19 protein-coding genes and 1 pseudogene are annotated in these 22763 nt (G+C 57.5%); 2 read left to right on the top strand and 18 right to left on the bottom strand.

Annotated elements, in window-relative coordinates:
* Positions 1 to 516 precede the first annotated feature (516 nt).
* Genes C5L39_RS01545 through C5L39_RS01535 form a run of 3 tightly spaced genes read right to left on the bottom strand, consistent with a single transcriptional unit; the run spans position 517 to position 4639 of the window.
* Positions 517 to 1446: a CE1 family esterase gene (locus C5L39_RS01545; RefSeq protein WP_123047148.1), complete on the bottom strand. Its 930-nt coding sequence runs from the start codon at positions 1444 to 1446 to the stop codon at positions 517 to 519.
* Entirely contained in the window at positions 1443 to 3191 is a 1749-nt protein-coding gene (locus C5L39_RS01540; protein ID WP_123047147.1) for an ABC transporter ATP-binding protein, read from the bottom strand. Before C5L39_RS01540 ends, C5L39_RS01545 begins: the two co-directional genes overlap by 4 nt.
* On the bottom strand, positions 3188 to 4639 hold the full coding sequence (locus C5L39_RS01535) for an ABC transporter transmembrane domain-containing protein (protein WP_123047146.1): 1452 nt from the start codon (positions 4637 to 4639) through the stop codon (positions 3188 to 3190). Before C5L39_RS01535 ends, C5L39_RS01540 begins: the two co-directional genes overlap by 4 nt.
* Before the next feature lie 46 nt (positions 4640 to 4685).
* Between C5L39_RS01535 and C5L39_RS01530 the strand changes: the two genes are divergently transcribed.
* Positions 4686 to 5468 (top strand): class I SAM-dependent methyltransferase, encoded by a 783-nt coding sequence (locus C5L39_RS01530; protein ID WP_123047145.1) that lies wholly within the window; start codon positions 4686 to 4688, stop codon positions 5466 to 5468.
* Between the two features lie 78 nt (positions 5469 to 5546).
* Here C5L39_RS01530 and der read toward each other — a convergent pair whose 3' ends face one another.
* The 4 genes from der to C5L39_RS01505 form a co-directional block, all read right to left on the bottom strand.
* Entirely contained in the window at positions 5547 to 7106 is a 1560-nt protein-coding gene (gene der, locus C5L39_RS01525; RefSeq protein ID WP_123047144.1) for a ribosome biogenesis GTPase Der, read from the bottom strand.
* Positions 7103 to 7783 carry a (d)CMP kinase gene (cmk, locus tag C5L39_RS01520; protein ID WP_197714712.1) on the bottom strand — a complete coding sequence of 227 codons (681 nt, stop codon included), beginning with the start codon at positions 7781 to 7783 and terminating at the stop codon, positions 7103 to 7105. Before cmk ends, der begins: the two co-directional genes overlap by 4 nt.
* 11 nt (positions 7784 to 7794) lie before the next feature.
* The gene (locus tag C5L39_RS01515; RefSeq protein WP_123047142.1) at positions 7795 to 8733 is read right to left on the bottom strand and encodes a pseudouridine synthase; all 939 of its coding nucleotides are present in this window, start codon (positions 8731 to 8733) and stop codon (positions 7795 to 7797) included.
* Positions 8734 to 8998: 265 nt separating this feature from the next.
* Positions 8999 to 9796 (bottom strand): sulfurtransferase, encoded by a 798-nt coding sequence (locus C5L39_RS01505; protein ID WP_123047140.1) that lies wholly within the window; start codon positions 9794 to 9796, stop codon positions 8999 to 9001.
* Between the two features lie 96 nt (positions 9797 to 9892).
* Here C5L39_RS01505 and C5L39_RS01500 point away from each other — a divergent pair, with 96 nt between their 5' ends.
* Positions 9893 to 10456: a GNAT family N-acetyltransferase gene (locus C5L39_RS01500; protein WP_123047139.1), complete on the top strand. Its 564-nt coding sequence runs from the start codon at positions 9893 to 9895 to the stop codon at positions 10454 to 10456.
* A 98-nt stretch (positions 10457 to 10554) separates the two neighbouring features.
* Here C5L39_RS01500 and C5L39_RS01495 read toward each other — a convergent pair whose 3' ends face one another.
* The 11 genes and pseudogenes from C5L39_RS01495 to C5L39_RS01445 form a co-directional block, all read right to left on the bottom strand.
* Complete coding sequence (locus C5L39_RS01495) at positions 10555 to 11397, bottom strand: ParA family protein (RefSeq protein ID WP_123047764.1); 843 nt, start codon at positions 11395 to 11397, stop codon at positions 10555 to 10557.
* Between the two features lie 201 nt (positions 11398 to 11598).
* A complete protein-coding gene (gene xerD, locus C5L39_RS01490; protein WP_123047138.1) occupies positions 11599 to 12501 on the bottom strand; it encodes a site-specific tyrosine recombinase XerD in 903 nt (300 codons plus the stop codon).
* Positions 12498 to 13166 carry an NUDIX domain-containing protein gene (locus tag C5L39_RS01485; RefSeq protein ID WP_123047137.1) on the bottom strand — a complete coding sequence of 223 codons (669 nt, stop codon included), beginning with the start codon at positions 13164 to 13166 and terminating at the stop codon, positions 12498 to 12500. Before C5L39_RS01485 ends, xerD begins: the two co-directional genes overlap by 4 nt.
* 11 nt (positions 13167 to 13177) lie before the next feature.
* Complete coding sequence (locus tag C5L39_RS01480; protein ID WP_123047136.1) at positions 13178 to 14824, bottom strand: CTP synthase; 1647 nt, start codon at positions 14822 to 14824, stop codon at positions 13178 to 13180.
* Positions 14825 to 14971: 147 nt separating this feature from the next.
* Positions 14972 to 15907, bottom strand: coding sequence for a copper transporter (locus C5L39_RS01475; RefSeq protein ID WP_123047135.1), 936 nt, complete (start codon positions 15905 to 15907; stop codon positions 14972 to 14974).
* A gap of 13 nt (positions 15908 to 15920) precedes the next feature.
* Positions 15921 to 17108, bottom strand: coding sequence for a putative cytokinetic ring protein SteA (gene steA, locus C5L39_RS01470; protein WP_123047134.1), 1188 nt, complete (start codon positions 17106 to 17108; stop codon positions 15921 to 15923).
* 48 nt (positions 17109 to 17156) lie between these two features.
* Positions 17157 to 18884 carry a DNA repair protein RecN gene (recN, locus tag C5L39_RS01465; protein WP_123047133.1) on the bottom strand — a complete coding sequence of 576 codons (1728 nt, stop codon included), beginning with the start codon at positions 18882 to 18884 and terminating at the stop codon, positions 17157 to 17159.
* A gap of 26 nt (positions 18885 to 18910) precedes the next feature.
* Positions 18911 to 19858, bottom strand: a complete 948-nt coding sequence (locus tag C5L39_RS01460) for an NAD kinase (RefSeq protein ID WP_123047132.1) — start codon at positions 19856 to 19858, stop codon at positions 18911 to 18913.
* Positions 19855 to 20679, bottom strand: coding sequence for a TlyA family RNA methyltransferase (locus C5L39_RS01455; protein WP_123047131.1), 825 nt, complete (start codon positions 20677 to 20679; stop codon positions 19855 to 19857). The genes C5L39_RS01460 and C5L39_RS01455 overlap by 4 nt, the downstream gene beginning before the upstream one ends.
* 90 nt (positions 20680 to 20769) lie before the next feature.
* Positions 20770 to 21753, bottom strand: coding sequence for an HAD-IIA family hydrolase (locus C5L39_RS01450; RefSeq protein WP_123047130.1), 984 nt, complete (start codon positions 21751 to 21753; stop codon positions 20770 to 20772).
* A 17-nt stretch (positions 21754 to 21770) separates the two neighbouring features.
* A pseudogene (locus C5L39_RS01445) lies at positions 21771 to 22649 on the bottom strand (hypothetical protein); the annotation flags it as partial.
* Positions 22650 to 22763 lie beyond the last annotated feature (114 nt).

Raw genomic sequence — 22763 nt, 5'->3', positions numbered from 1 at the left:
ATGAAATAGATTCAGAGCTTAAAGAGGACGAAGAAATAGACGATGCGTCTAGATCCAGAGCGTGAACCTCCGCGGGGACCGACAATATTCCCAATCCAAGCAGCGTGACTGTTGCTGCGCTCAAAAGCTTGTGCATTGATATTTTCTCCTGGTAAAGCGGTCTGACCGGACACAACTCCGGTGACACTGTTGTTGCCACTAGAGCTGATTGGTTTCTTTACTTGGCGGAGTTTCCCTGATGTATGCCAACGGCATGAGAGATTCGGACACGGGCCATCGAGTTCAAAGACCTTAGACCTAGGATCGCATCACAACGAAGCGACTACGCAAGCTATCTGAGAATACCTAATTTTCCTGAGAAAACTCATTGGCGGAGCAATTTTATCTTTGACTAAGAAAAATAAGACACCCACCAGTAGTTCAGCCAATCCAAGCAAGCCTAAATCTAGGGCGATGCTCTGAATGAGACACCAGGCCTTGAGCGGCTGGTGTGTCTAACCAAAGCTTCTCCAAGGACTAGACACCGAAAAACTCGCGCACTTCCTCAGTGGCAATACTCGGCCAGATATGTTCGCCGCCTCCCAGACGGAGGTGCTCCAGGGGCTGATCGCAGTCCAGCCAGCGCTGTTCTACCACCGCGGTGCTACGTCGGATGATGGATGAACCTTGGCAGTCATTTCGCTCAGCGATCTCAGCCAGTACCTCGGGGACTGATTCATAATCGGTTCCATGCCGGTTTCCGCCGTAGTAGTCAACGACTTGGTCATAGGTGCCATGAATATCCAGGGTCGCGAGTGGGGTATCTTCGCAATCTGCTTGCACTGTTTCATAGTAGGCAGCTCCCACCGGGGCAATCGCGGCGAAAGTATCCGGCATTCGACATCCCAGGTAGGCAGTAAAGCCACCTCCGTTGGAAAATCCAGTGGCAAATACCTGTGAAGAGTCCACGTCATATTCGTCTTCAAGTTCGTCGAGGATGGTCTTCACGAAAGCTAAATCCTCTTCCCCGCTGGTAGCGGCATAAGGAGCTGGCGCCCACGCATTATCCACGCCTTGCGGGTAGACCACAATCGATCGAGATTGGTCTAGTTCGGTACTCTGCCGCATCTGTTCTGCGGACATCTCCCAACCATGAAATACCAGGATCACCGACCATGATTCATCCGGGGAAAAACCGACCGGAGTGGACCGTAGATAGGTCCGTTCTCTGCCTTCGACTGAGGTAGTGATCTCAGCTAATTGTGCTGGAGCAACCTCAGTGGAGACCGGGCTGGGTTCTACCTTTGACGGTTCTTGGGAGCTTGATGTCGGCGCTGATTCCGGCTCCGGTGAGATCACCGAACTAGCTAGCTCTTCCGGCTCCTGGGAGCTCTCCTCCGCGCAGCCCGCAAGCATCCCTGCGCCCAGCACCATCGCCACCATGGCCTTCAAAAACTTCTGAGTCATGACCTACCCCTTGACCAAGCAGACCAAAGTTCGGTGTAGCGACCGCCTTCAGCTACTAGTTCCTCGTGAGTTCCTTCCTCGACAATGCGTCCCTGATCCATGACCACGACTCGGTCAGCACGGGCTGCTTGGTCGAGCCGGTGTGCTACGACCAAGGCTGTCCGACCTTGAGTAACTTCCTGAGCTGCGGCTTCCAATTCGCCAGCACCGGAAGAACCTGCCTCAGCGGTAGCCTCATCCATGACCACGACTTTGGGGTCAAGCAGCAGAATCCGAGCTAGTGCCAGCTGTTGGGCGGCCACGGGATCGAGCTGGTAGCCACGTGCACCAACCTCGGTGTCTAGACCGTCTTCTAGAAGGTCTATCCAGTCGGCCCGCACACGGGCGAGAGCGTCATCAAGTTCTTTGTCGCTGGCCTGTGGCTTGGCCAGGGTGAGATCTTCGCGCAAGGTGCCAGAAAATACGTGGACTTCCTGGGAAATCATCGCTAATCGGGCGACCCGCTCATTGTCTGAAAGGGAGGAGACCTCTACCCCATCGACGCTCACCCGCCCCTGATCAGGCACTCGAAGACCAGCAAGGAGTGCCGCAACGGTGGTCTTTCCCGCGCCAGAAGCTCCGACTAAAGCGACTGTCTGACCGGGGCTAATCCGCAACGAAACATCATGCACTGCCCAATCATTAGCGCCATAGGAAAAACTCACCGAGTCTATTTCTACGTTGCCAGCCTTAGCGGGGGCACCAGTATCAGGAACCGGCTGCGGCGGATCAACCACCACACCGACAATGCGCGCCAACGAGGCATACCCGGATTGGATGGTGTCTAGCACTCGCATGACCATCATTAGTGGCCCACGCAGCCGGATCAGCATCAACGCAGACGCGGTGACCGCGCCGACAGTCAAGGAACCTGCAGATACGAGAAAAAAGCCCAAGGTCAGGGCCATCGCCAGCATGACGAACTCGGTGGCCGTGATCCAGGCCTGCAGCACCAGCATGGTTGTCCGAGCACGCACTCCCTTATCAACCACCTGCTGGGAAGACTCCCAGATCCGGTCATGCATATCTTGTTCCATGCGATAGGCACGGACGGTGTCTCGTCCGCGGATGGCTTCCAGCACGCGTCGGGCGCGTTCGGCCATCGCAGCGCGTTCCAGCGCATATCGACTCGGCGCGAGCTTTAAGTACTGGCGAGCTGCCAGAATATACATTGGGGCCACCACCAGCGGAATAGCCAGGAAAGACCAGTCCAAGGTGGTCAATGCAAGCGTAGTAGCGACAATCGCAAACACGGAGCTAGCTAATACCGGAACAGTTTCAGTCACCGCGGAGGAAAGCTCTGCCACATCATCGGTAGAACGAGAGACTAGATCTCCAGTGCCAGCCTCCTCCACTCGGTGAACAGGCAACCCCAGTGCGGTACCAACCATATTCTCACGCAAGTTGGCGATGACTCGTTCGCTGATCCGGGAGACCAGATAGAACCCGAAGGCTGATAACACTGCCGCTGCTAGTGCCGCGACAAGGAGCAATACCGCGGTAGAAGTCAGGCTTCCGCCTTCGAGCACGCCATCGACGATTCTGCCCAGTAGTAAAGGCACCGCCACATTCGCACCCGCGCCCAAGCTTAGAAGCGCAATTGCGGCCCAGAACCGCGGTTGCGCGCCGGGCACCTGAGAAATCTGCTGACCGACCTCACGTCGGACTTGTTTGGCGGAGGCGACTGGGAAACGAAGCTCACTCATACGGATACCTCCTCGAGCACGCGGTCAGCGGCTGCACGCCAGGCAGGGGCGTTGCTAAATACCAAGGTGGTTCGCCCGGCCCGTTTTCCCGCCACATTGGTAGCGATGGCTTGTTCGGTCACCGAGTCCACAGCGGTAGTCGGGTCCTTGAGTACCAGGATGGAGGCATCGGCTGCGATGGCTCGGGCCAGTGCGACGCGTTGGCGTTGGCCGCCGGAGAGATTGCGGCCATTTTCCCCTACTTGTCGCAGTGCTCCCCCGGGGATGTCAGAGGCGCAAGCCTCATGGAGGGCTTGTTCTGCAACGGTGAGGTCAGGATGGATGTTTCCGGCGACGGTGCCGTCGAAAAGATCGGGCGAGTGGGGAGCCACCACTACGAGATGTCGTGGCCATCGATCTATCGCTGCCGGCGCGGAGGAGGTCACCACCGTCAATCCGGTTGGTAGCTCGGGTACTTCGGTCAGCTCGGGTCCTACTGCTGGGCCAGCGCCCAAGATTTCCACGATGCGTCGTCCAGAGGCCTGTGCTGAAGCCCAACGAGAGGCGATGTTTTTTCCCATCATCGTCATCGGATGGATGATGAACTGGGTCAGTCCGACCACGGTGATTAGTTCACCAACGGTGATTTGGCCGTTGAGCGCCAATGATCCGCCAGCTACACCAATGCCGATGACAAAGATTGCTCCGGCTGATTCGGTGATCGCATTGAGCCTGGCTTCAGCTCCGTTGGCTTCGATAGTGCGCAGATAGGCTTCATTGGAGATCTTGGTATAGCGGGTGTGAACGGTATCTACTGCACCCAAACCTTTAAGAATCCGCAGGCCTTGGACGACATCGGTGGCAGTGGCTGCGGTTTTGGCCAGAGATTGCTGCCGCACACTCGATCGATGACGCAATGGAGTCGCGGCTTTAAGCGCAATCCAGACCACCAGTGGACCGCCAAGTAGTACGGCGATACCCAGCCAGGGATTGATCGTGAGCATCACTATGCCGACATAGAGGATGGAGACGATCTCCGCGACGGGAAATACCGTCATCATCACCGCATCCGAGACTCGTTGAGTATCTGATGAGGCAATGGAGAGCAGCTCTCCGGCCGTACGTGGTCGACCGGCGATTCCGCGAGGGTCTTGGATCCGGTCGGTCATAGCCATGCGGAGGTTGTGGCCGATGATCAAGGTGGAGTGAATCAGTAGTCGGCGGGCAAACCAACCAGCTACGCCATTGATCAGGAATACTGCTAGGAGCACTCCCACCCAAAGGGCAAGGCGGCGCGGGTCCCCTGGGGTGATCGCATCATCAATAGCTACTCCGATGATCAAGGGGGTCAGACCATTACAGAGAAAGGCCACTGCCATGAGGACTGCGGCGCTAGAGGTGTGCTTCCACCGCGAGAATACGGTCCTCAGCAGCCACCGGGGATCATCAGCAGCGGGCAGTCGTGTCATGTTCCGGCATCTTACGCGCTGGCTTGGGCGCTAGACTAAGCCCGTCATGAACAACTCCTCTGCTTTCCGTCCGGCGTCGATGAAAGATGCTCCAGAGTTCCTTAACTCTGCCCACCGCTACCGCTCTGCCTCGGCTTTCCGCCAGGGCGCGGACGTCTATGAGGATGTCCGGCCTGGTTATCCCAGCCAGGTAGCGGCCTTGGTTGCTGATTGTCACCGGGTGCTCGATATTGGGGCAGGCACTGGCAAACTGACTGCGGATTTGATGGCTGCTGGTCACCAGGTCTTTGCTTCGGATCCCAGCGCTGACATGGTCAGCACTCTCCATGCGAGATTGGCCATCCCGACTTTCCGGGCTACCGCTGAGCACACCTCGCTTATCGACGCCTCCGTGGACGCCGTCACCTGCGCCCAGACCTGGCATTGGGTTGATGCCCAAGCGGCCTGCGCGGAGCTTGACCGAGTGGTGCGCCCTGGAGGCAAGGTGATGTTGGTGTGGAACAACCTTGACGTTTCTCACCCGTGGATCCTACGGCTGGCGCGAATTATGCACTCTGGGGATATTCAGCGCCCAGGATTTTCTCCAGAGCTACACCAGCCCTGGGCGATCAGCCAGGAACTGCGTACTAGATGGTCTCAGTATCTGCGTACTGAAGATCTCCACCGACTGATGCAGACTCGCTCGTATTGGCTGCGCTCGAATGAACAGGTGCGCAAGAAGATGACTGCCAACCTCAACTGGTATCTCTTCGAACGGCTGGGCTTCCAAGAAGGGCAGCTGTTGGCTATCCCCTATCGCACTGATGCGTTCTTAGCGCAACGGAAATGACTGAAGATAAGCTGCAATGAGAAAAGCAAACACCGCCCACTGGAGACTATCCAGTGGGCGGTGTTTTCCTCATTATTCCTACTTGCGCTGGCGGCGTTCGCGGACACGAACTGCGATGCGCACTGGGGTGCCGTGGAAACCAAAGTTCTCACGGAACTTACGCTCGAGGTAGCGGCGGTAGCCGGCATCTAGGAAGCCGGTGGTAAACAAGACGATCACCGGCGGGCGTGAGGATGCCTGGGTGGCAAACATCACGCGCGGCAGGCGACCGGCCTTCATCGGCGGCGGGTTCGCGGCGATTGCTTCACGAAGCCAGTTGTTTAGCTGGCCAGTTGAGATGCGCTTATCCCAGCTCTCGAGTGCTTCCAACATGGCTGGCTCGAGGCGCTGGAGGGCGCGCCCGGTCTTGGCCGAGATATTGACTCGAGTGACCCAAGGCAGGTGTGCCAACTGTTGGTCGAGCTCGCGATCGAGCTCCCAACGGCGACCCTCCTCCATGAGGTCCCACTTGTTGAATGCGATAACCAGGGCTTTTCCTGATTCAAGGATCATCGTCAGGACTCGCTGGTCCTGCTCGCTGACCGGCTCGGAGGCGTCGATAAGCATGATGCAGACCTCGGCAGCGTCGATGGCTGCGCGGGTACGCAAAGAAGCGTAGAACTCATGGCCTTGAGCGCTTTTAACCTTCTTGCGCAGACCAGCGGTGTCGACAAACTTCCACATCTTCTGATCAAGCTGAATCAGTGAGTCAACCGGATCAACAGTGGTGCCGGCGACATGGTCGACAACCGAGCGCTCTTCGTTAGCCATCTTGTTGAGCAAGGAGGACTTGCCAACGTTGGGCTTGCCCACCAAGGCAACGCGACGCGGGCCCTCAACGATGGACTTGGCTCGCGGCTCGGAGGGGAACTTCTTAAGCACCTCATCGAGAACATCTGCGCCGCCACGTCCGTGCAGTGCAGACACTGGCCACGGGTCGCCAAGACCGAGGGAATAAAACTCAGCCATGTCGGCGTACATGGTATCGGAGTCAAACTTATTAGCGATCAGCAGAACTGGTACTTCAGACTTCTGCAGCATCCGAGCCATGACGGAGTCGGTCTCGGTAATGCCGACCTTGGTGTCAGCAACCATGACGATGACATCGGCGGTGTTCATAGCAATCTCCGCCTGGCGGGCGATAGAGCCGTGAATACCCTTAACGTTGGGATCCCAGCCACCAGTGTCCTGAACCAGGTAGCGGCGACCATTCCACTCCGCGAGGTAGGAAATTCGGTCGCGGGTGACACCAGGGAAGTCCTCGACGACAGCTTCACGGCGTCCCAGGAAGCGGTTGACCAGCGTCGACTTGCCCACGTTCGGGCGGCCAACGATAGCCACAGTGCACAGTTCTTCTTCGGGGTGCTCGGGGTTGTCTACACCGAGGCCACGTTCGACCTCAGCCCACTGGTCATCGCTCATTTCCTCGAAGTTGAACTCCTCGGCGTCGAACTCAGCGGTAGCCCAGCCATCGCCGGGGGCTAGTTCGTCTTCTTCGACGAAGACGCCCTCGGCGTCCATCTCGCCGCCACCGGGAGTGTGAAAGACGAACTGGGTTTCTTGTTCGTCGTGGTTGGGATCAATATCTTTGGGGTTCATCGTGCGCTGTCCTCCAAAAGGTGCATGAGGGTGTCGAGGACCTGCTCGAGCGATTGCTCGGAGGTATCGACGATGGTGGCGTCCACGGCCGGGATCAACGGCGAAGTGGTGCGGGTGGAATCGAGCCCGTCGCGACGGATAACGTCGGCCAGGACGGTGTCGAAGTCCACGTTTCTTCCCGCAGCGATATCTTGATCGAATCGACGGCGGGCGCGGACCTCGGCGGAGGCGGTGAGAAAGACTTTAACGGGGGCGTCGACCAGCACGACAGTACCAATATCGCGGCCTTCAACGATCGCGCGATGAGCCTGATGCGCCAGCCGACGTTGCAAAGCAACAAGGTTAGTACGTACTTCTGGGATCGCGGAGACAGCAGAGACTGCCCCGGTAACCTCAGGGCCACGGATCTCGGCGGAGACATCTTCGCCGGCCAAGAGCACCTCGGTGGAATCGGGATCATCATTGACCATCAACGGCAGATCAGTGGTGGCCTCGATCACGCGTGCGGTGTCCGCCGGATCGACTCCAGCGCGCAACACAGCCAAAGTAGCGACGCGGTACATGGCGCCGGTATCGACGTATTTGGCGTCCAATTGTTTGGCCAGGGTGCGGCAGGTGCTGGACTTGCCGGTGCCCGAGGGGCCATCAACGGCCAGCAGCAGCCCGCCATCGCTCATATTGGAGACACTCACATTTGCACCACCTTGTAGAGAGAAGTCAGCTCGGAGTTATTCAGCGCGCGCATCGTGCCCGGCTTTTGCTCTCCCAACTGAACGTTGTGGATCTTGGTGCGCACGAGACGCTGAACTGGGAAGCCAGCTTCCTTGAGCATGCGGCGGACAATATGCTTGCGCCCTTCATGCAGCTCCAGACGGATCAAGGACTTACCGTTGTGGGAGTCGACGATCTGGACGAAGTCTGCCGAGGCATTACCATCCTCAAGCTCCACGCCACGGCGCAGTTTATGCTCCAGGCGCTTGTCTGCCTCGCCGAGCACCGTGGCCAAGTAGGTCTTGGTGACCTCATACTTGGGGTGCATCAGACGGTTGGCCATCTCACCGTCGTTGGTGAGGATGAGCAGACCTTCGGTGTCGGCATCAAGGCGGCCAACATGGAAGAGTCGCTGGCCAGCCATCGTCTTTTCAGCGACGATATCGCCCACGCAGGGTCGGCCCATGTCATCAGACATCGTCGACTGCATGCCGCGGGGCTTATTGAGCAGGAAGTACTCGTGGTCTTCATTGATGTTGATGCGAACGCCATCGACTCGGATGACGTCTACGTTCGGATCGACGCGTACGCCTTGTTCCTTGACGATTTTCCCGTTGACCTCGACTCGACCTTTGCCGATGAGAACCTCAGCATGGCGACGGGAAGCGACTCCAGCCTGCGCAAGTACCTTTTGCAGGCGAATGCCGGAGGACTTCTTCTTGGCGGAACCTTCAACCATCCAGTCGGCGCCGAGGCTTTTGGCCACGGAATCGGCGGTGGCTGCCTTGCGGCGGCGAGCGGAGGCGTCAACATTCTGGTGACGTGCGGGTTTTGCGTTAGACAGCGGGATATCGGAAGCCCTCAGCTTGGTGGGCTGATCTTCCGGTATGCCGTCTCGGCGAGCGGGTGGATTCACGTTAATCGTGTCCTTTTCATGGTTTATGAAATTGAAAGAGGCGGAAATATTCTGCCGCCAGGGTTTTTACGCGAAGGCGTATTTTCTTAACTCGACCTCCGTGAGAGAGGCGTATTTTGCCTGTTCACTCAAGGAACGGATGGAGCCGGATGTGAGAAAATACGTCTCACTGGCCTCGATACTCCACCAATCGACCGTTGCGCGTCTACCTAGCCTACCGGATCCGAGCCCAAACACCGAACCATCCGCTATCCAGCTGAGTTTTCTAACGAGCAACATCTCGGCCACTGTCAGGCCTTCCCCATTCTGACCAAGACCCTTCATATATCGCTACGTCCTCGTAGCCAGCCACGATGGCAGCTAAAGCGTCGATACAAGCGGTTACCCCGGAACCACAGCTAAAGGTCAATGCCCGATGCTTATCGACGACCTCGCCTAGCGCCTCCCGAAGCTGCGCTGGAGGGCGGAAGAATCCTCGCTCATCTAAGACCTGCGTAAAAGGCAGGTTGACGGAACCTGGAATATGCCCACCCCGCAGCCCTGGACGCGGCTCTGGCTGGCGGCCATGGAAGCGCTCAGCTGAGCGAGCATCGAGCACCAAGCGATTACCATCTGCGATCTGGTCGGCGCTGAGCAATAGCTCCGGACAAGGCGCCGAGACGATCTTCCCCCTGGACGCCGGGGTGGAGAACTCCGCTACTTGGCCGCTATTGCCTCGCCAAGCAATCAGCCCACCATCAAGTACATAAACGTTTTTCAGCCCTGCGGCCAGTGCCAGCCACCACACGCGAGGCGCTGCGGTGCCTGCTTGATCGTCATAAACCACGACCGTGCTGCTATCGCTGATGCCATAGCTCTCGAACAATCCGGTGAGCTCCGCTGGGGCGGTATGCGGAAGATGGCTGCCAGGATCCGAGAAATCCCCTTCAAGATCCGCCAGATAGGAGCCAGGAATTCCCCGCGCGGGCGGGTGCGGCCCCATAGAAGCACATAGCAGCACTGGCGGGTCGCTAAGAGTGGCCATTTCTTCGACATTGAGCAGCGGTTGAGCGGAGATAAACATGCCTTCAATACTAGGCACGCCTGAGTTAGCAAAGATTATTAAGATTATTCTGCAAATCACCTTCGCAACAAATAGTGATGCGGGTAACATTGCCCCATGGCTACTATCACCCGAACCGACCGACTTATTCTCATGCCGCTGAGCGCGAAACATGACGACGAGGCATACAAGGTCTATAGCGATAAACGCATCTGGACCCACCGCCCCCAAGCTCGCCACGAAGATGTCCGCGAGACGCATCAGCTCATTGGCCGCACCCAGGCTTCTTGGGCCGCCAAGGATCTGGGCCCATGGGGCATCTACCTTCGCGACCAGCCCTCCGAGTTCATCGGGATTGGCGGTCTCGAGCTGGTTGACGGCCGAGTGTGGGACCTCAAATACCGCTTCCGCCCCGATAAATGGGGCAATGGCTATGCCACCGAGGTCGCCGAAGCTGCCCTGCGCCTAGCGAAACGATTGGACCAGGACACTCCGGTTACTGCCCGAATCACCACTAATCACCCTTCATCCGAGCGGGTGCTGGAGAAATTGAACCTCAAGCCCGTCTGGGAGGGTCGACGAGTCGGTACCGATGTGGACCCGAGCGAGCCGGATGTGCGCATCTATGCTGATCGGGAGCTGCCCGTTGAAATCCTAGAATTCCTCAAGGCACGCCCTTAATCTGAGCCCACAAGGCCCACAAGCGAAACCTCAAAGAGCCCGCAGAATGAGAGTAAATACTCTCATTCTGCGGGCCCTAAGCACTAGCCGACTAGAACTTATCCAGCCCGATCTATTACCTCCAGAGCCAGGCTGCGGTACTGCTCTGCACCTTGAGAGTTCGGCGCCCAAGTAATGATCGGCTCACCAGCCACCGAAGTCTCCGGGAAACGAACCGTGCGCGTGATCACCGAATCAAAGACCCGATCGCCAAATACCTCAACTACTCGAGACATCACTTCACGCGCATGCGAGGTGCGACGATCAAACATCGTAACCAAGATGCCCATCACTTCAAGGTCGAAGTTCAGCCGATCGCTGACCTTCTCTACGGTGTCAGTCAAAAGAGCAAGCCCGCGCAGTGAAAAGTACTCACATTCCATGGGGATGATGACAGCGTGAGAACACGCCAGCGCATTGACCGTCAGCAGGCCGAGGGAGGGCTGGCAATCGAGGATAATGAAGTCATATTCATTGAGCACGGGCCGGAGAGCACGGGCTAAAGTCTGCTCTCGGCCGACCTCATTGACCAACTGAATCTCCGCGGCTGAGAGATCGATATTGGCTGGAACTAGGTCAAGATTAGGCACACCTGAGTGGTGGATCGCCGCGTGGATAGAGGTGCGATTATCAACCAAGAGGTTATAGACCGTGAGGTCGAGTTCATCATGTTGAATACCCAGGCCCGCAGAGAGTGCACCCTGGGGGTCAAGATCAACCAGTAGAACTTTGCGCCCTTGCTCAGCCAGGCAAGCTCCAAGGTTGATCGTGGACGTAGTTTTGCCAACGCCACCCTTTTGATTGCACATGGAGATAATCTTGGCCGGTCCATGATCGTCCAGAGGGGTAGGCTGCGGCAGCTCCCTAATAGGGCGACCGGTTAACCCGGAAGTCTCCATCATTCCCTCATCATGCACAGTCAATCCCTCTTCCTTGACTTTTTCAATGCCAAGTATGTCATTCCCAGTACTTTCCCCAAGGTTACAGGTCAACGGACCGAGACAGAGCCATCGCCACGGCCTCAAAAAATGTCAAGCTTAGAGGCTTTACTTAAGCTCTTATGTCTGAACTACTACCTCCCGTAGAGGTAGTTGGGCAACCAGCTAAGGCCGTGGATGAGCCTGCCGCCAGACCTGACGGAGGTTCTCTGCGGTGACATGGGTATAGATCTGAGTGGTGGTCACCGAAGAATGGCCAAGCAGTTCCTGGACCACTCGCACATCAGCCCCGCCCTCAAGTAGGTGCGTGGCGTAGCTGTGGCGAAGCGTATGCGGGGAGATGTCTTTGTTCAGTCTCGCTCGGTCTGCAGCTTTTTTCAGCACCATCCATGCCGACTGCCGAGACAATGGGCCACCACGACTATTGAGTAACAGCGCGTGAGTACGCCCCCGAGATAGCACCGGACGCGCACGAACTAGATAGTCCTCCACTGCCGATAGAGCTTTCGACCCAACCGGGACTAGCCGCTGTTTCCTACCCTTTCCGGTGATCTTTAGCAGACCATCGCAATCAGCAACCTCGTCGACCACCAGAGCAGTGATCTCGGAGATACGAGCACCGGTGCCATAGAGCAATTCCAACAACGCCTTGTCTCGAAGATCGGTGGGCGTGGCTAGCTCACCAACAGGCACGGCGTCGAGAAGCTCTGTTACCTCCTCGATGCTCAAGGTATCGGGAAGATGCTGAGCCGCGGCAGGCGGTGAAACTTCAGCGGATACATCTACGCCAATGAGATTCTCTCGGACGGCGAATCGATGCAGTCCCCTGGCTACAACTAACGCCCGCGCCGCGGAAGACGCCGCCAAGCCACCTCGGCGAAGATCAACCACATAAGCCTCCACATCGGTGGTGGTGATCTCCCCCAGATCACGACGGCCCGCTTCATCGAGCCATTCGAGATAGCGATCAAGATCCCGACGATAGTTGCTCAACGTATTAGCGGATAAGCCGCGCTCGACAGTGAGATGGTCCAGCCACGTCGCGGCGAGATCGTGCGGATTAGTCACCGATTGATCTTTTTCATATCCGGGCTCACTCCCGCCGATTGGCGACGTGAGGCCAAAGAATCCGGACGAAAAGCAAAAGGCTCAGCAACCTCACGCGGCTGCGCCCTGCCCGCCATGACTTCGGTAGCAGTCAGTATGCCGGCTATCGCGATGGAATTGACGATCTGACCGCTCAGCACCATCTCGCGAGCCTGGTCTAGGTCAACCCAGTCCAAGATCAGGTCGGCTTCCTCATCTTCTGCCACCGGGCGGGCAACCTCGAAGAGCCCTCGGGCTAAAAACACCCGCACAGCCTCATCGCAGAATCCAGGAGAGGTCACCAGATCCACCAACACCCCCCAATCACGGGCGGCCAAGCCAGCTTCCTCTTCGAGTTCGCGCCCGGCACAGGTGAGCTCATCCTCACCAGCGATATCGAGCAGGCCCGCGGGTAGCTCCCAGAGGCGTTGCCCAACCGCATGGCGGTACTGATAGACCAGCGGAATCCGCCCCTGTTCATCCACGGCAACCACCGCCACTGCACCGAAGTGCTCGACGACTTCCCGTGCCCCTTGTCCCCCGCCGGGCATGACCAAACGATCACGCCGCAGCGAGAGAATTGGAGAATCCAACAACTGCTCGGAATCTAGGACGCTGAATTCGTGCTTACCGAGAGTTGAGGTCATAACTTCCCAATCTAGGCGTTGCGCTCCAAGATGGCACCAACCAGCCCGATAAACAGCGGGTGAGCCTTGGTCGGACGCGACTTGTACTCAGGGTGTGCCTGGGTACCGACCAAATAGGGATGCAGGTCCGTGGAGTACTCAACGAATTCCACCAGCTCGCCATCCGGAGAGGTACCGGAGAACTCCAAGCCGGAGCCTGCTTCGATGGTCTCCCGGTAGGTGTTGTTGACCTCATAGCGATGACGGTGACGCTCGTTGACTTCAGTGGAGCCGTACAGATCAACTAGCAGAGAGCCTTCGGCTAGACGCGCCGGGTAGGAGCCCAAGCGCATGGTGCCACCGAGGTCTGCTTCACCGGAGACTGCGGCCTGCTGCTCAGCCATCGTGGAAATCACTGGCTCTGCGGTATCCGGATCAAACTCAGTGGAGGTGGCAGCTAGCACACCGGCAGCGCGAGCAGCCTCAATCACGATGCACTGCAGACCTAAGCAAATTCCCAACAGCGGGATGTTGTTTTCCCGGCAATGAGTGACTGCCCCGATCTTGCCCTCGATGCCACGGTTGCCGAAGCCGCCGGGGATGACCACTGCATCAACCGTGCTGAGCGCGGCAGCTGCGCCTTCTGGAGTATCGCAATCATCCGAGGCAATCCACGCGATCTCGGCACGGATGTGGTGATGGAAACCAGCAGCGCGTACTGCCTCAACCACTGAAAGGTAAGCATCGGGAAGATCAATGTACTTGCCCACGATGCCCACGGTGACGGTTGCACGGGGATGGCGAACTCGGTCCAGCAGGTCGCGCCAGGACGTCCAATCAACATCGCGGAAGGGCAGGTTCAGTCGGCGAATGAGGAATGTGTCTAGGCGCTCGTCGAAAAGAACCTCGGGAATGTTGTAGATCGAGGCAGAGTCGGCGCAGGAAATAACACCCTCGGTCTCGACGTCACACATCAAGGCAATCTTGTTCTTGAGCCCCTGAGGCACATCTCGGTCTGCACGCAAAACGATCGCATCCGGCTGAATACCGATGGAACGCAGCTGAGCCACTGAGTGCTGGGTGGGCTTGGTCTTCAGTTCTCCGGAGGGTGCGAGATAAGGCACCAAAGAGACATGGATGAAGAAGATGTTCTCCCGGCCCACCGCGTGACGGACCTGGCGGGCTGCTTCGAGGAAGGGCTGGGACTCGATGTCACCAACGGTGCCACCAACCTCAGAGATGACCACATCGGGGCGCTCGCCTGTTGCATCGGGCTGGCCCATCGCCAAGATGCGAGCCTTGATCTCATCAGTGATATGCGGGATGACCTGAACGGTCTTGCCTAGGTAGCCACCACGACGCTCGCGAGCGATGACTGAGGAGTACACCTTGCCAGTGGTGACATTGGCGTTGCGAGTGAGGTTGCGATCTAGGAAACGCTCATAGTGTCCCAGATCGAGGTCTGTCTCTGCGCCGTCCTCGGTGACAAAAACCTCTCCGTGTTCGAAGGGGTTCATGGTTCCGGGGTCAACATTGAGATAAGGGTCGAGCTTCTGCATGGTCACGCGTAGTCCACGCGCGATCAGCAGCTGGCCCAGACTGGCGGCTGTCAGGCCTTTACCCAGGGAGGAGACGACGCCTCCGGTGACGAAAATGTATTTGGTCGGCGAAGCTGACACGAGGGGCCTCCATCGGATGCGGGTAGGTTCGGGTGCTCCGGTTTTCTACAGCCTCCAACAAAATAAGAAAACCGCAGGTGAACTCATTCGGAGCACCCACGGGATCTCAGTCTAACACCTTATCTAGCACCTAATAGAAACCGCCGGTCAGGGCGCAGGAGTCGCGGCCTCAGCCGATTCCGCGGAACCATAATTACCCGACTCCCCCGCCAGCTGATCTCGCGCTGCCAGAACCGTAGCCATCTGCGCCCAAGCACGATCGAGGGAATCTACAGTGGACACCCCGTTCTCGGCCTCCGAGCGAAGAATACCGATCGCCCCAGTATCGGCGGCAGTATGAATCCGGCCGGCCAACACGGTTCCATTGCCACGCGTATCTAGAGCTTCAGCGAAATCGGCGAGGCTATTCGAGGCAAAACCGGCGTCCCCAGAACCATCTGAATCTCCGGTGAGGACAATAATCACCTGTGCGGGGAGGATTGTCCCCTCTTCAAATTCAAGATAACCAGCTTCCTGCAAGGCCCCCAAAAGCAATGCGCGCTCCTCAGAGCTGGCTTGTTGTTCACCACTAGCCGGATTCAACAGCAAAGCTGAACCGAGTGATTCCCCAGCGTGAACGCCTGGGTCAAGGTTGTCGGTGGACAGCTGGGCCCCGGCCGGCAGTGTACTGGTCACGATGGACTTCAGCTGATCGGCGCCTTCCCGGCTAAAGAACTGCTCGCGCAGCGAGATCGTGCCGGCGTCCAATGCCCCGGCGTCAACCAAGAGCTTTTCGACGTCGCCGACATCCCCCTCGTCCGCGTCATCGGTAGTCATCAGCAAAACGGGACGACCATCGAGCGAGCCTGCCACCGAAGGCACCAAAAGTTCACTAATCACGCTATCAGCGGAATCCGCCTGAGCTTCAGCAATCTCGGCGCGTTCAGTGGTCTCATCAAGCTCAGCGGCAGAGACCTCACCAGATTGATCAATTCCATCTGCCATATTCGGAGCCAATACCAAAGTGCCGAAAGCCACGCCTGCGGCAATACCAAATCCGAGACCTGCGACCACCCAACCCGGACGTCCAGTGTTATGTCCCATGTTTATCTCCGCTCTAGCTGAACCAACCCTGGACGGTCAGCGCGATGCTGTTCCAGGTGTCGATGAGATTGTTGATAAATGATTCTGAACCCGAGAGACCGACGACGAGAATGACGGTGGCCAGAGCAACAAAGATTCCCAATAACGCCCACAGCCATGCCAAACCTCGGCCGGTGTTGATGTTATAAAGATCCGCGATGGCTGCGGCATCAACCAGCTTCGGACCGAGCTTATTGCGAGCTAGCATCGCCGAAGGGGTAGCTGCGGGGTCGTTGGCGAACACCGCGTCAATGTTGAAGGGGGCACCTGCGTTTACGACCATCTGAGCACCGTGATAATCAGCTAGGAGCAGGGCCAAGTCAGTAGCAGAATTGGCGGCGGTGGGGAAAGTCATCGCCCCAATTCCTAGGTCCTGAATCCGTTCCAACCCGGCGGCATGACCATCGGGATCTGCGGGCAGCACCACGCTGGCGCCGCAACGCAAAGTATCAGCGCCAATACCGGCTGGATTTCCGACGATCAGGTCCGGCTTATAGCCCAGCTCAAATAGGGTATCTGCGGCAGAATCGACGCCGATAATTACCGGCGAGTACTCCCGGATGAAGTTTCTTAATCGCTTGATCTCATTGCGATGCTCAGTACCTGGGCTGACGACCAAGACTTTACGATCAGAAAACCGGGTACCGATCTCAGGTACTCCCAGCCCATCAATCAACAACGGGCTCTCAGAATGGATAAATTGGATGGTGTTTCCGAAGAAGGCTTCCATCTGATCGACCAAGGACTGCTGAGCATCAAGAAATGCCACCTCGGCTGAAGTTGGGGTGACTACGGTTCCAGATCCAATGGGCTTTTCTCCCATATGGATCATTCCATCATCAGTGATCCGTCCCTTTTTCCCGTCTTTGAAGGATCGAGCTAGCTCTTCGCCAGCGCCTTCGATGAGCAAAATATTGGCCTCAAGAAGAAAATGTGGACCGTATTTCGGGACGACTCCGGTGCTAAACCTTGCGAGATTGACCACCGCTGCCGGAGCGGCATCCAGCAGCAGCTGAGCGTCACGCCTGGTGATATCAGGTGCATTAATCACGGCGATATCACCGGCGTGTAGGCGCTTGAACCCCTTGCTGCCGGGGTTGGTGCAGTCACGCAGAGTGCCTTGGAGTCCGGGCAGGTCGACGTTGCGGGAAAACAGGCTCATAGCGCTATTGTTTCGCGGACGGCCGTTGCGGTGGCTAAGGCGCGCGGGTCACCCCCTTCGAAACTCCGCGCGTTCTTGGTGCGCCAGTGCTAATAATTCCGCAGCATGGGCTCGACCAGTCGCCGTACCATCCAAGCCTGCCAGCATCCGAGCTAGTTCATCGACCCGCTGATCCCCGACCAGCGTGAGCACACCAGATGTCACCGACTTATCTCCGACGTTTTTAGCCACGTGCAGGTGGGTGTCCGCATACGCGGCCACCTGTGGCAGGTGGGTAACCACGATGACCTGGTTGCGAGTAGCAAGACGAGCCAAGCGACGACCAATCTCCACTGCTGCTCGACCACCGACTCCCGCGTCAACCTCGTCGAATACTAAGGTCGCTCCTTCGGTGTCGGCGGAGAGAATGACCTCTAGCGCCAGCATCACTCGGGAGAGCTCACCGCCGGAGGCAGAGGACGCTAACGCTCGTGGCTCGGTTGAGGCATTGGGAGCTAGGAGCAACTCCACCTCATCTGCCCCGTCCTTGCCCGGATCGATGCCACGGACTTCGACGACCAATCGGGATTTGGCCATCGCCAGTCCCCCAAGTTCTGCGGTCACCAATTCTCCCAGCCGACGTGCTGCTTTCACTCGAGCTGCGGTGAGCTTCTTCATCGCGCTCTGCAGGTTCTTTTCAGATGCTGCTACCTGGCTTTTTAACTCATCAAGTGCCTCAGTGGAGACGTCAATGCGTCCCAGACGAAGCCGAGCTTTATCTCGCCAGCTAAGAACCCCATCCACGTCAGGTGCATATTTTCGAGTCAAGAGTTTGATGTGTTGTTGTCGCTGCAGCAGCGAATCGAGCTGTGCGGGGTCAGCTGGAAGATCACTGAGAAAACTACCGAGCTCTGCGGAGATCTCCCCGAGACAAGTCGTAAGTTCTTTCAATCGCAGGCCTAGATCCCGCAACTGGCCATCTTCTGAAGAGATCAATGTGGCTTCTGCCCGCCCAAGCAAAGTGGAAGCAGCATCTTCCTCTGCGTGACCGCCAAAGCTCTCCGGTCCATCAATCTCACCAAGTGCGGTGGTGGCCTGTTCACGAAGGGAATCTACATCTTGGAGTCTGGTGATCTGCTGAAGCAAGCTCTTATCTTCCCCAGCTTCTAAATCCACCGCATCAATTTCATCGAGCGCAAACTGCAGTCGGTCAATTTCTTGCGCCAACTCTCGACGGGACTCCGTGCGCTGTTTCAGGTCTCGGGTCAGTTCCCGCCATTTGCGATAGGTTTTTCGATAGGTTGCTAAAAGTGGCGCAATCTTTGGATCAAAGCGATCGAGCGCCGCGAGCTGTTGATCAGGTGCTAGCAAACGAAGCTGATCGTTTTGCCCATGAATAGTCAATAGTGGAGCGCTAAATTGGGCCAAGGTCGCAGCTGGAACTGAGCGCCCACCCAGATGCGCCCGGGAACGGCCCGAGGCATTGACCGTCCGCGAGACTATGTACTCGCCGTTCTCATCCGCGGCTCCCCCAGCGGAATCCACCAGCTCAGCGACCTCAGTTTTGACCTCTATCGGCAGAGCGGAGGTTAAAAAACGCCCCTCCACCACTGATTGCCCAGTACCTGCGCGCACTCTTGAGGCATCCGCCCGGCCACCTGCCAACAATCGCAATCCGGTAACGACCATGGTTTTGCCAGCACCGGTCTCGCCGGTGAGCACAGTCAGACCTTCAGCCAATTCCGCGGATGCCGAAGGAATAACACCCAGATTCTCAATGGCAATCTCAGCAAGCATGGCGCCAGCCTACCCGAACACCCGTGCTATGTCTGGCCCGGGGTGCGGGGCCCACGCCACCCTTCAACGGGCAACCGAAGCTTGGTGACCAACCGGTCAGTGAAAGTCGAGTTATCCAATCGAACCCAACGCACGGGACGCGCGCCGCGCACAATCTCCACTCTCGAGCCCGGTGGCATGGGGATGGGCCGGAACCCGTCCATAACCGCCATCGCTGGGGCACCTTCGGGGTTTGATTCCACCGCGACGGTAGAACCTGGGGAAACTACCAACGGCTTAGTAAACAGGGCATGCGCGTTATTGGGAACCACCAAGATCGCATCCAGCTCTGGCCACAGCACAGGACCACCAGCGGAGAAAGCATAGGCAGTCGAACCAGTTGGGGTGGAGATAAGCACTCCATCACAACCAAAAGAAGAGACCGGGCGACCATCGACCTCGAGGATCGCATCGAGCACACCCCGGCGATTCAGGTTTTCCACGCTGGTTTCATTCAGTGCCCAACCTCGACCAATAACCTCAAGATCGTTGTCCAGGACAGTGACGTCAATGGTCATCCGATCTTCAACGCGATATTCGCGGTCGATAACCCGGCGAATTGCCTCATCGAGGGATTCCGCCTCCCATTCAGCGAGAAAGCCAACGTGTCCCAGGTTGATACCCAAGACCGGGAGATCCACTGAATGCGCAAGATCTGCTGCACGCAAGAACGTGCCATCGCCGCCAAGAACCAACACCAATTCGCAGTCTTCTGCAGCGTTGTCATCATGAGTCACTCGCTGGAGCTTTGACAGCACCGGGCTGCCCTCCAACGGGCGACCATCTTGATGGACGAGCACGCGGACGGTGATCCCGGCGGCGTCGAGAAGCTCAGCGGTACGCTCAGCCGCCGAAACGTTCACCTTTCGCCCGGTATGCGGGACGAGAAGGACCTTTCGATCTGATCGCTGGGGTTGCTTTTTCGTTGTATTCACTGCGGGCCCTCCTCAACGGCGGCCTCGATCATTGCTTTGAGTTGCTCAGTATCTGGGGCGCAGGCGCCGCCGTCTTTGACCAGCCATAAGAAATACTCAACATTGCCGCTGGGTCCCGGCAAAGGAGAGGCCACCACGCCCTTGCAGCTAAGTCCTAGGCCGCGGGCGAACTCTGCGACATGGCACGTTACTTCCACGCGCAACTGCAAACTACGGACCACGCCACCTGAGCCGAGACGCTCCTTGCCGACCTCAAACTGTGGCTTAACCATAGGCAAAAGATCTGCCCCTTCAGCCAAGCTTGAGGCAATAGCGGGCAGCGTCAGCTCGAGAGAAATAAACGACAGGTCACCGACCATCATGTCGCAGGTCCCACCGGCAATTTCTGGCGTGAGATTGCGGATATTGGTCCGGTCAAGAACCGTGACCCTCGGGTCATTCTGTAACCGCCAGATCAACTGTCCATAACCGACGTCGACGGCCACCACCTCCGAGGCATCTCGTCGCAACAACACATCAGTAAAACCGCCGGTCGAAGCACCCGCGTCGAGGACTCTACGACCGGATACGCTTAAACCTTGAGGTTCAAAAGCCTCCAATGCCCCGAGCAGCTTATGCGCCCCACGAGAGGCCCAATCATCGTTCTCGGATTCGGCGACCCTGATCGAGACCTCCGGTTCCACAACGGTCGCGGGTTTAATCGCCGGCAAACCACCGACAAAAACTCGACCGTCTTTGATCATCTCTACCGCCTGCTCACGGGAACGAGCAATCTTCCGGCGGACTAGTTCAGCATCAAGACGCCTACGTGAGACTGCCATAGCCGATATTCTCCTACCTATCTTCGTGCCACGGACGGGGTGTATGTCCTCGCGAGAGATTCATATTCACGCTGGTGTTAACCACGGCGATCACCACCAGTTGTCCACTGCACGTTGTGCTGCCTCAGACATCGGACGAATGAGATTGACCGGCTTGGGGAAAGCCCAAGCCACCTCCAAAACCGTGCGCAATGCTTGGATAGAAGTCGACTCATCGGTGCCGCGCTCGAGCAGGATATCGGAACCATCGATGCGGGCGGTGAATCCGCCTTGAGAACCAGGCGCCAACTCGTTCCTCGTGAGCCGCAGATCAGCCAGCGACTCCGCAATAAAGGTAGGCCGTTGCTCCTTCGGCGCCTCGATGAGCGCGAGCTGACCAGAAACTCCAGTGAGTACCTGAAAAGTAGCCATTCCTGCGGCGTTGCCACCTTGGATATCAGTGTCCAACCGATCTCCGACTGCCAACGGCGAGTGTGAACCAAGCTTGGAAGCGGCAGCATGGAACATCGCTGGGCCAGGTTTTCCAGCCGAGGATGGTTGCACGCCCGTTGCAGAAATCACTGCAGCAACCATGGAACCGTTGCCCACCAGCAAACCTCGCTCAGAAGGCAACGTGGTGTCTAAGTTGGAAACAAGGTACTTAGCTCCGCCTCTAACGGACAAAGCAGCTTCAGACAACTCCCGCCAACCCAGATCAGGGTTGAGCCCCTGCAAGACAGCCTTAGGCTGCTCATCTGCAGAGTCAACCACTTGGAATCCAGCTTCCGTGGTCAAGTTCCGGAAAGAATCAGTTCCGATGACATAAACCTTGTCACCAGGTTCGAGGAACTCCGCGGCCATCTCGATGGCCGCTTGGGCCGAGGTCAACACATCGTGGGTAGCAACGTTCAGGCCGATGGCGCGTAATTTCTCAGCGACAGCATCCGGACCACGCATAGCGTTATTAGTAACGTAGATAGCCGGAACTCCAGCAGCCGAGATAGCCTCAACTGCCCCGTCAATGGCTCTACCGCCCTCCCAGACGGTTCCGTCGAGGTCCAGCAGTAGGGCATCATAATGGGCAAGAAGACTCATGCCCTTGACTCTACTTGTCAGCTCAGTTCTTGCAGTCGTTCGGTCGCGTCGAAGAGCTCATCTTCATCGATAGCCACGACATGCGCAAAGTACTCAGCTGCCTCGTCAGTGCGTCCTGCTGCAAGCAAAGCATCGGCATAAGCGTAGGCCAACCGTGCCGCCAAGATACCGGTGGAATCCAGGCTTGGGTTCATTCGCTGGAGGGTAACCACTGCACTTTCTGGCTGCTGAAGATCCAGACGAGCACCGGCGACAACGATCGCGAGTTCAATTTTGCCTTCTTCGTCCAACTCAGCGGCTTCTGCTGAGCGTCCGAGTTCAACGGCCTTTTGCGGACGACCAAGACCGCGTTCGCAGTCTGCCATCACAGCCATTAAGCCTGGACCACCGGACATACGACGGGCGGCACGAAGCTCGGCGAGGGCTTCTTTCCATTCACCAGCACGGTAGGCGGCAATACCATTGGTTTCACGGGCTACTCCCACTCGGCCGGCACGATCCTTGGCAGCACGGGCATGGCGAAGGGCTAGCTGAGGGTCTTCGTCCATCAAGGTGGCAGCCATAATCATGTGCTGAGCCACCGCATCAGCGTTGTCCTTAGACAACATCCGCAAATCCTGGAGCACCATCGGATCCAAATCGGCGATATCGATATCACCGGGAAGATCAGGCTCGGTCATCCGCTTGTTCAAGCGCTCTTCGCGGAATCCTGAACGCTGCGGGGCAGAGCGCAAATTGCTGGATCGCTCAGCACCGGCTCGCTGCGAGTGACGACGGTCGTCTTGACGACCATCGCGACCCGGTCGGCCGCCACTTTGGGAGCGGTCATTGCGGTTGTTGCGCTGGGGTTTGCTGTTACGGTCTCGCGACGGACGATCAGACATACGTTCATTCTTCCCGAATAATGTGCCCTGTGGGGGCAGATACCGAAAAAGGCGCGGCCTGCCGAGGAGAAGACTCTCACTCAACAGGCCGCGCCTTTCATTTCTCTTTTAAGTTTTAGGTCGGCG

The organism is Corynebacterium alimapuense (genome assembly GCF_003716585.1).
In the GTDB taxonomy this organism is placed as follows: Bacteria; Actinomycetota; Actinomycetes; order Mycobacteriales; family Mycobacteriaceae; genus Corynebacterium; species Corynebacterium alimapuense.
Note: the sequence above shows the minus strand (reverse complement) of the source record. Positions and strands in the feature narration are given on the sequence as shown.

What these genes read in the sequence shown, in the direction of transcription:
- C5L39_RS01545 (WP_123047148.1), bottom strand. Translation starts at nt 1,446, where the DNA reads ATGACTCAGAAGTTTTTGAAGGCCATGGTGGCGATGGTGCTGGGCGCA.
- C5L39_RS01540 (WP_123047147.1), bottom strand. Translation starts at nt 3,191, where the DNA reads ATGAGTGAGCTTCGTTTCCCAGTCGCCTCCGCCAAACAAGTCCGACGT.
- C5L39_RS01535 (WP_123047146.1), bottom strand. Translation starts at nt 4,639, where the DNA reads ATGACACGACTGCCCGCTGCTGATGATCCCCGGTGGCTGCTGAGGACC.
- C5L39_RS01530 (WP_123047145.1), top strand. Translation starts at nt 4,686, where the DNA reads ATGAACAACTCCTCTGCTTTCCGTCCGGCGTCGATGAAAGATGCTCCA.
- der (WP_123047144.1), bottom strand. Translation starts at nt 7,106, where the DNA reads ATGAACCCCAAAGATATTGATCCCAACCACGACGAACAAGAAACCCAG.
- cmk (WP_197714712.1), bottom strand. Translation starts at nt 7,783, where the DNA reads ATGAGCGATGGCGGGCTGCTGCTGGCCGTTGATGGCCCCTCGGGCACC.
- C5L39_RS01505 (WP_123047140.1), bottom strand. Translation starts at nt 9,796, where the DNA reads ATGTTTATCTCCGCTCAACCGCTGCTCAATGTCGAAGAAATGGCCACT.
- C5L39_RS01500 (WP_123047139.1), top strand. Translation starts at nt 9,893, where the DNA reads ATGGCTACTATCACCCGAACCGACCGACTTATTCTCATGCCGCTGAGC.
- C5L39_RS01495 (WP_123047764.1), bottom strand. Translation starts at nt 11,397, where the DNA reads ATGATGGAGACTTCCGGGTTAACCGGTCGCCCTATTAGGGAGCTGCCG.
- C5L39_RS01485 (WP_123047137.1), bottom strand. Translation starts at nt 13,166, where the DNA reads ATGACCTCAACTCTCGGTAAGCACGAATTCAGCGTCCTAGATTCCGAG.
- C5L39_RS01475 (WP_123047135.1), bottom strand. Translation starts at nt 15,907, where the DNA reads ATGGGACATAACACTGGACGTCCGGGTTGGGTGGTCGCAGGTCTCGGA.
- steA (WP_123047134.1), bottom strand. Translation starts at nt 17,108, where the DNA reads ATGAGCCTGTTTTCCCGCAACGTCGACCTGCCCGGACTCCAAGGCACT.
- recN (WP_123047133.1), bottom strand. Translation starts at nt 18,884, where the DNA reads ATGCTTGCTGAGATTGCCATTGAGAATCTGGGTGTTATTCCTTCGGCA.
- C5L39_RS01455 (WP_123047131.1), bottom strand. Translation starts at nt 20,679, where the DNA reads ATGGCAGTCTCACGTAGGCGTCTTGATGCTGAACTAGTCCGCCGGAAG.
- C5L39_RS01450 (WP_123047130.1), bottom strand. Translation starts at nt 21,753, where the DNA reads ATGAGTCTTCTTGCCCATTATGATGCCCTACTGCTGGACCTCGACGGA.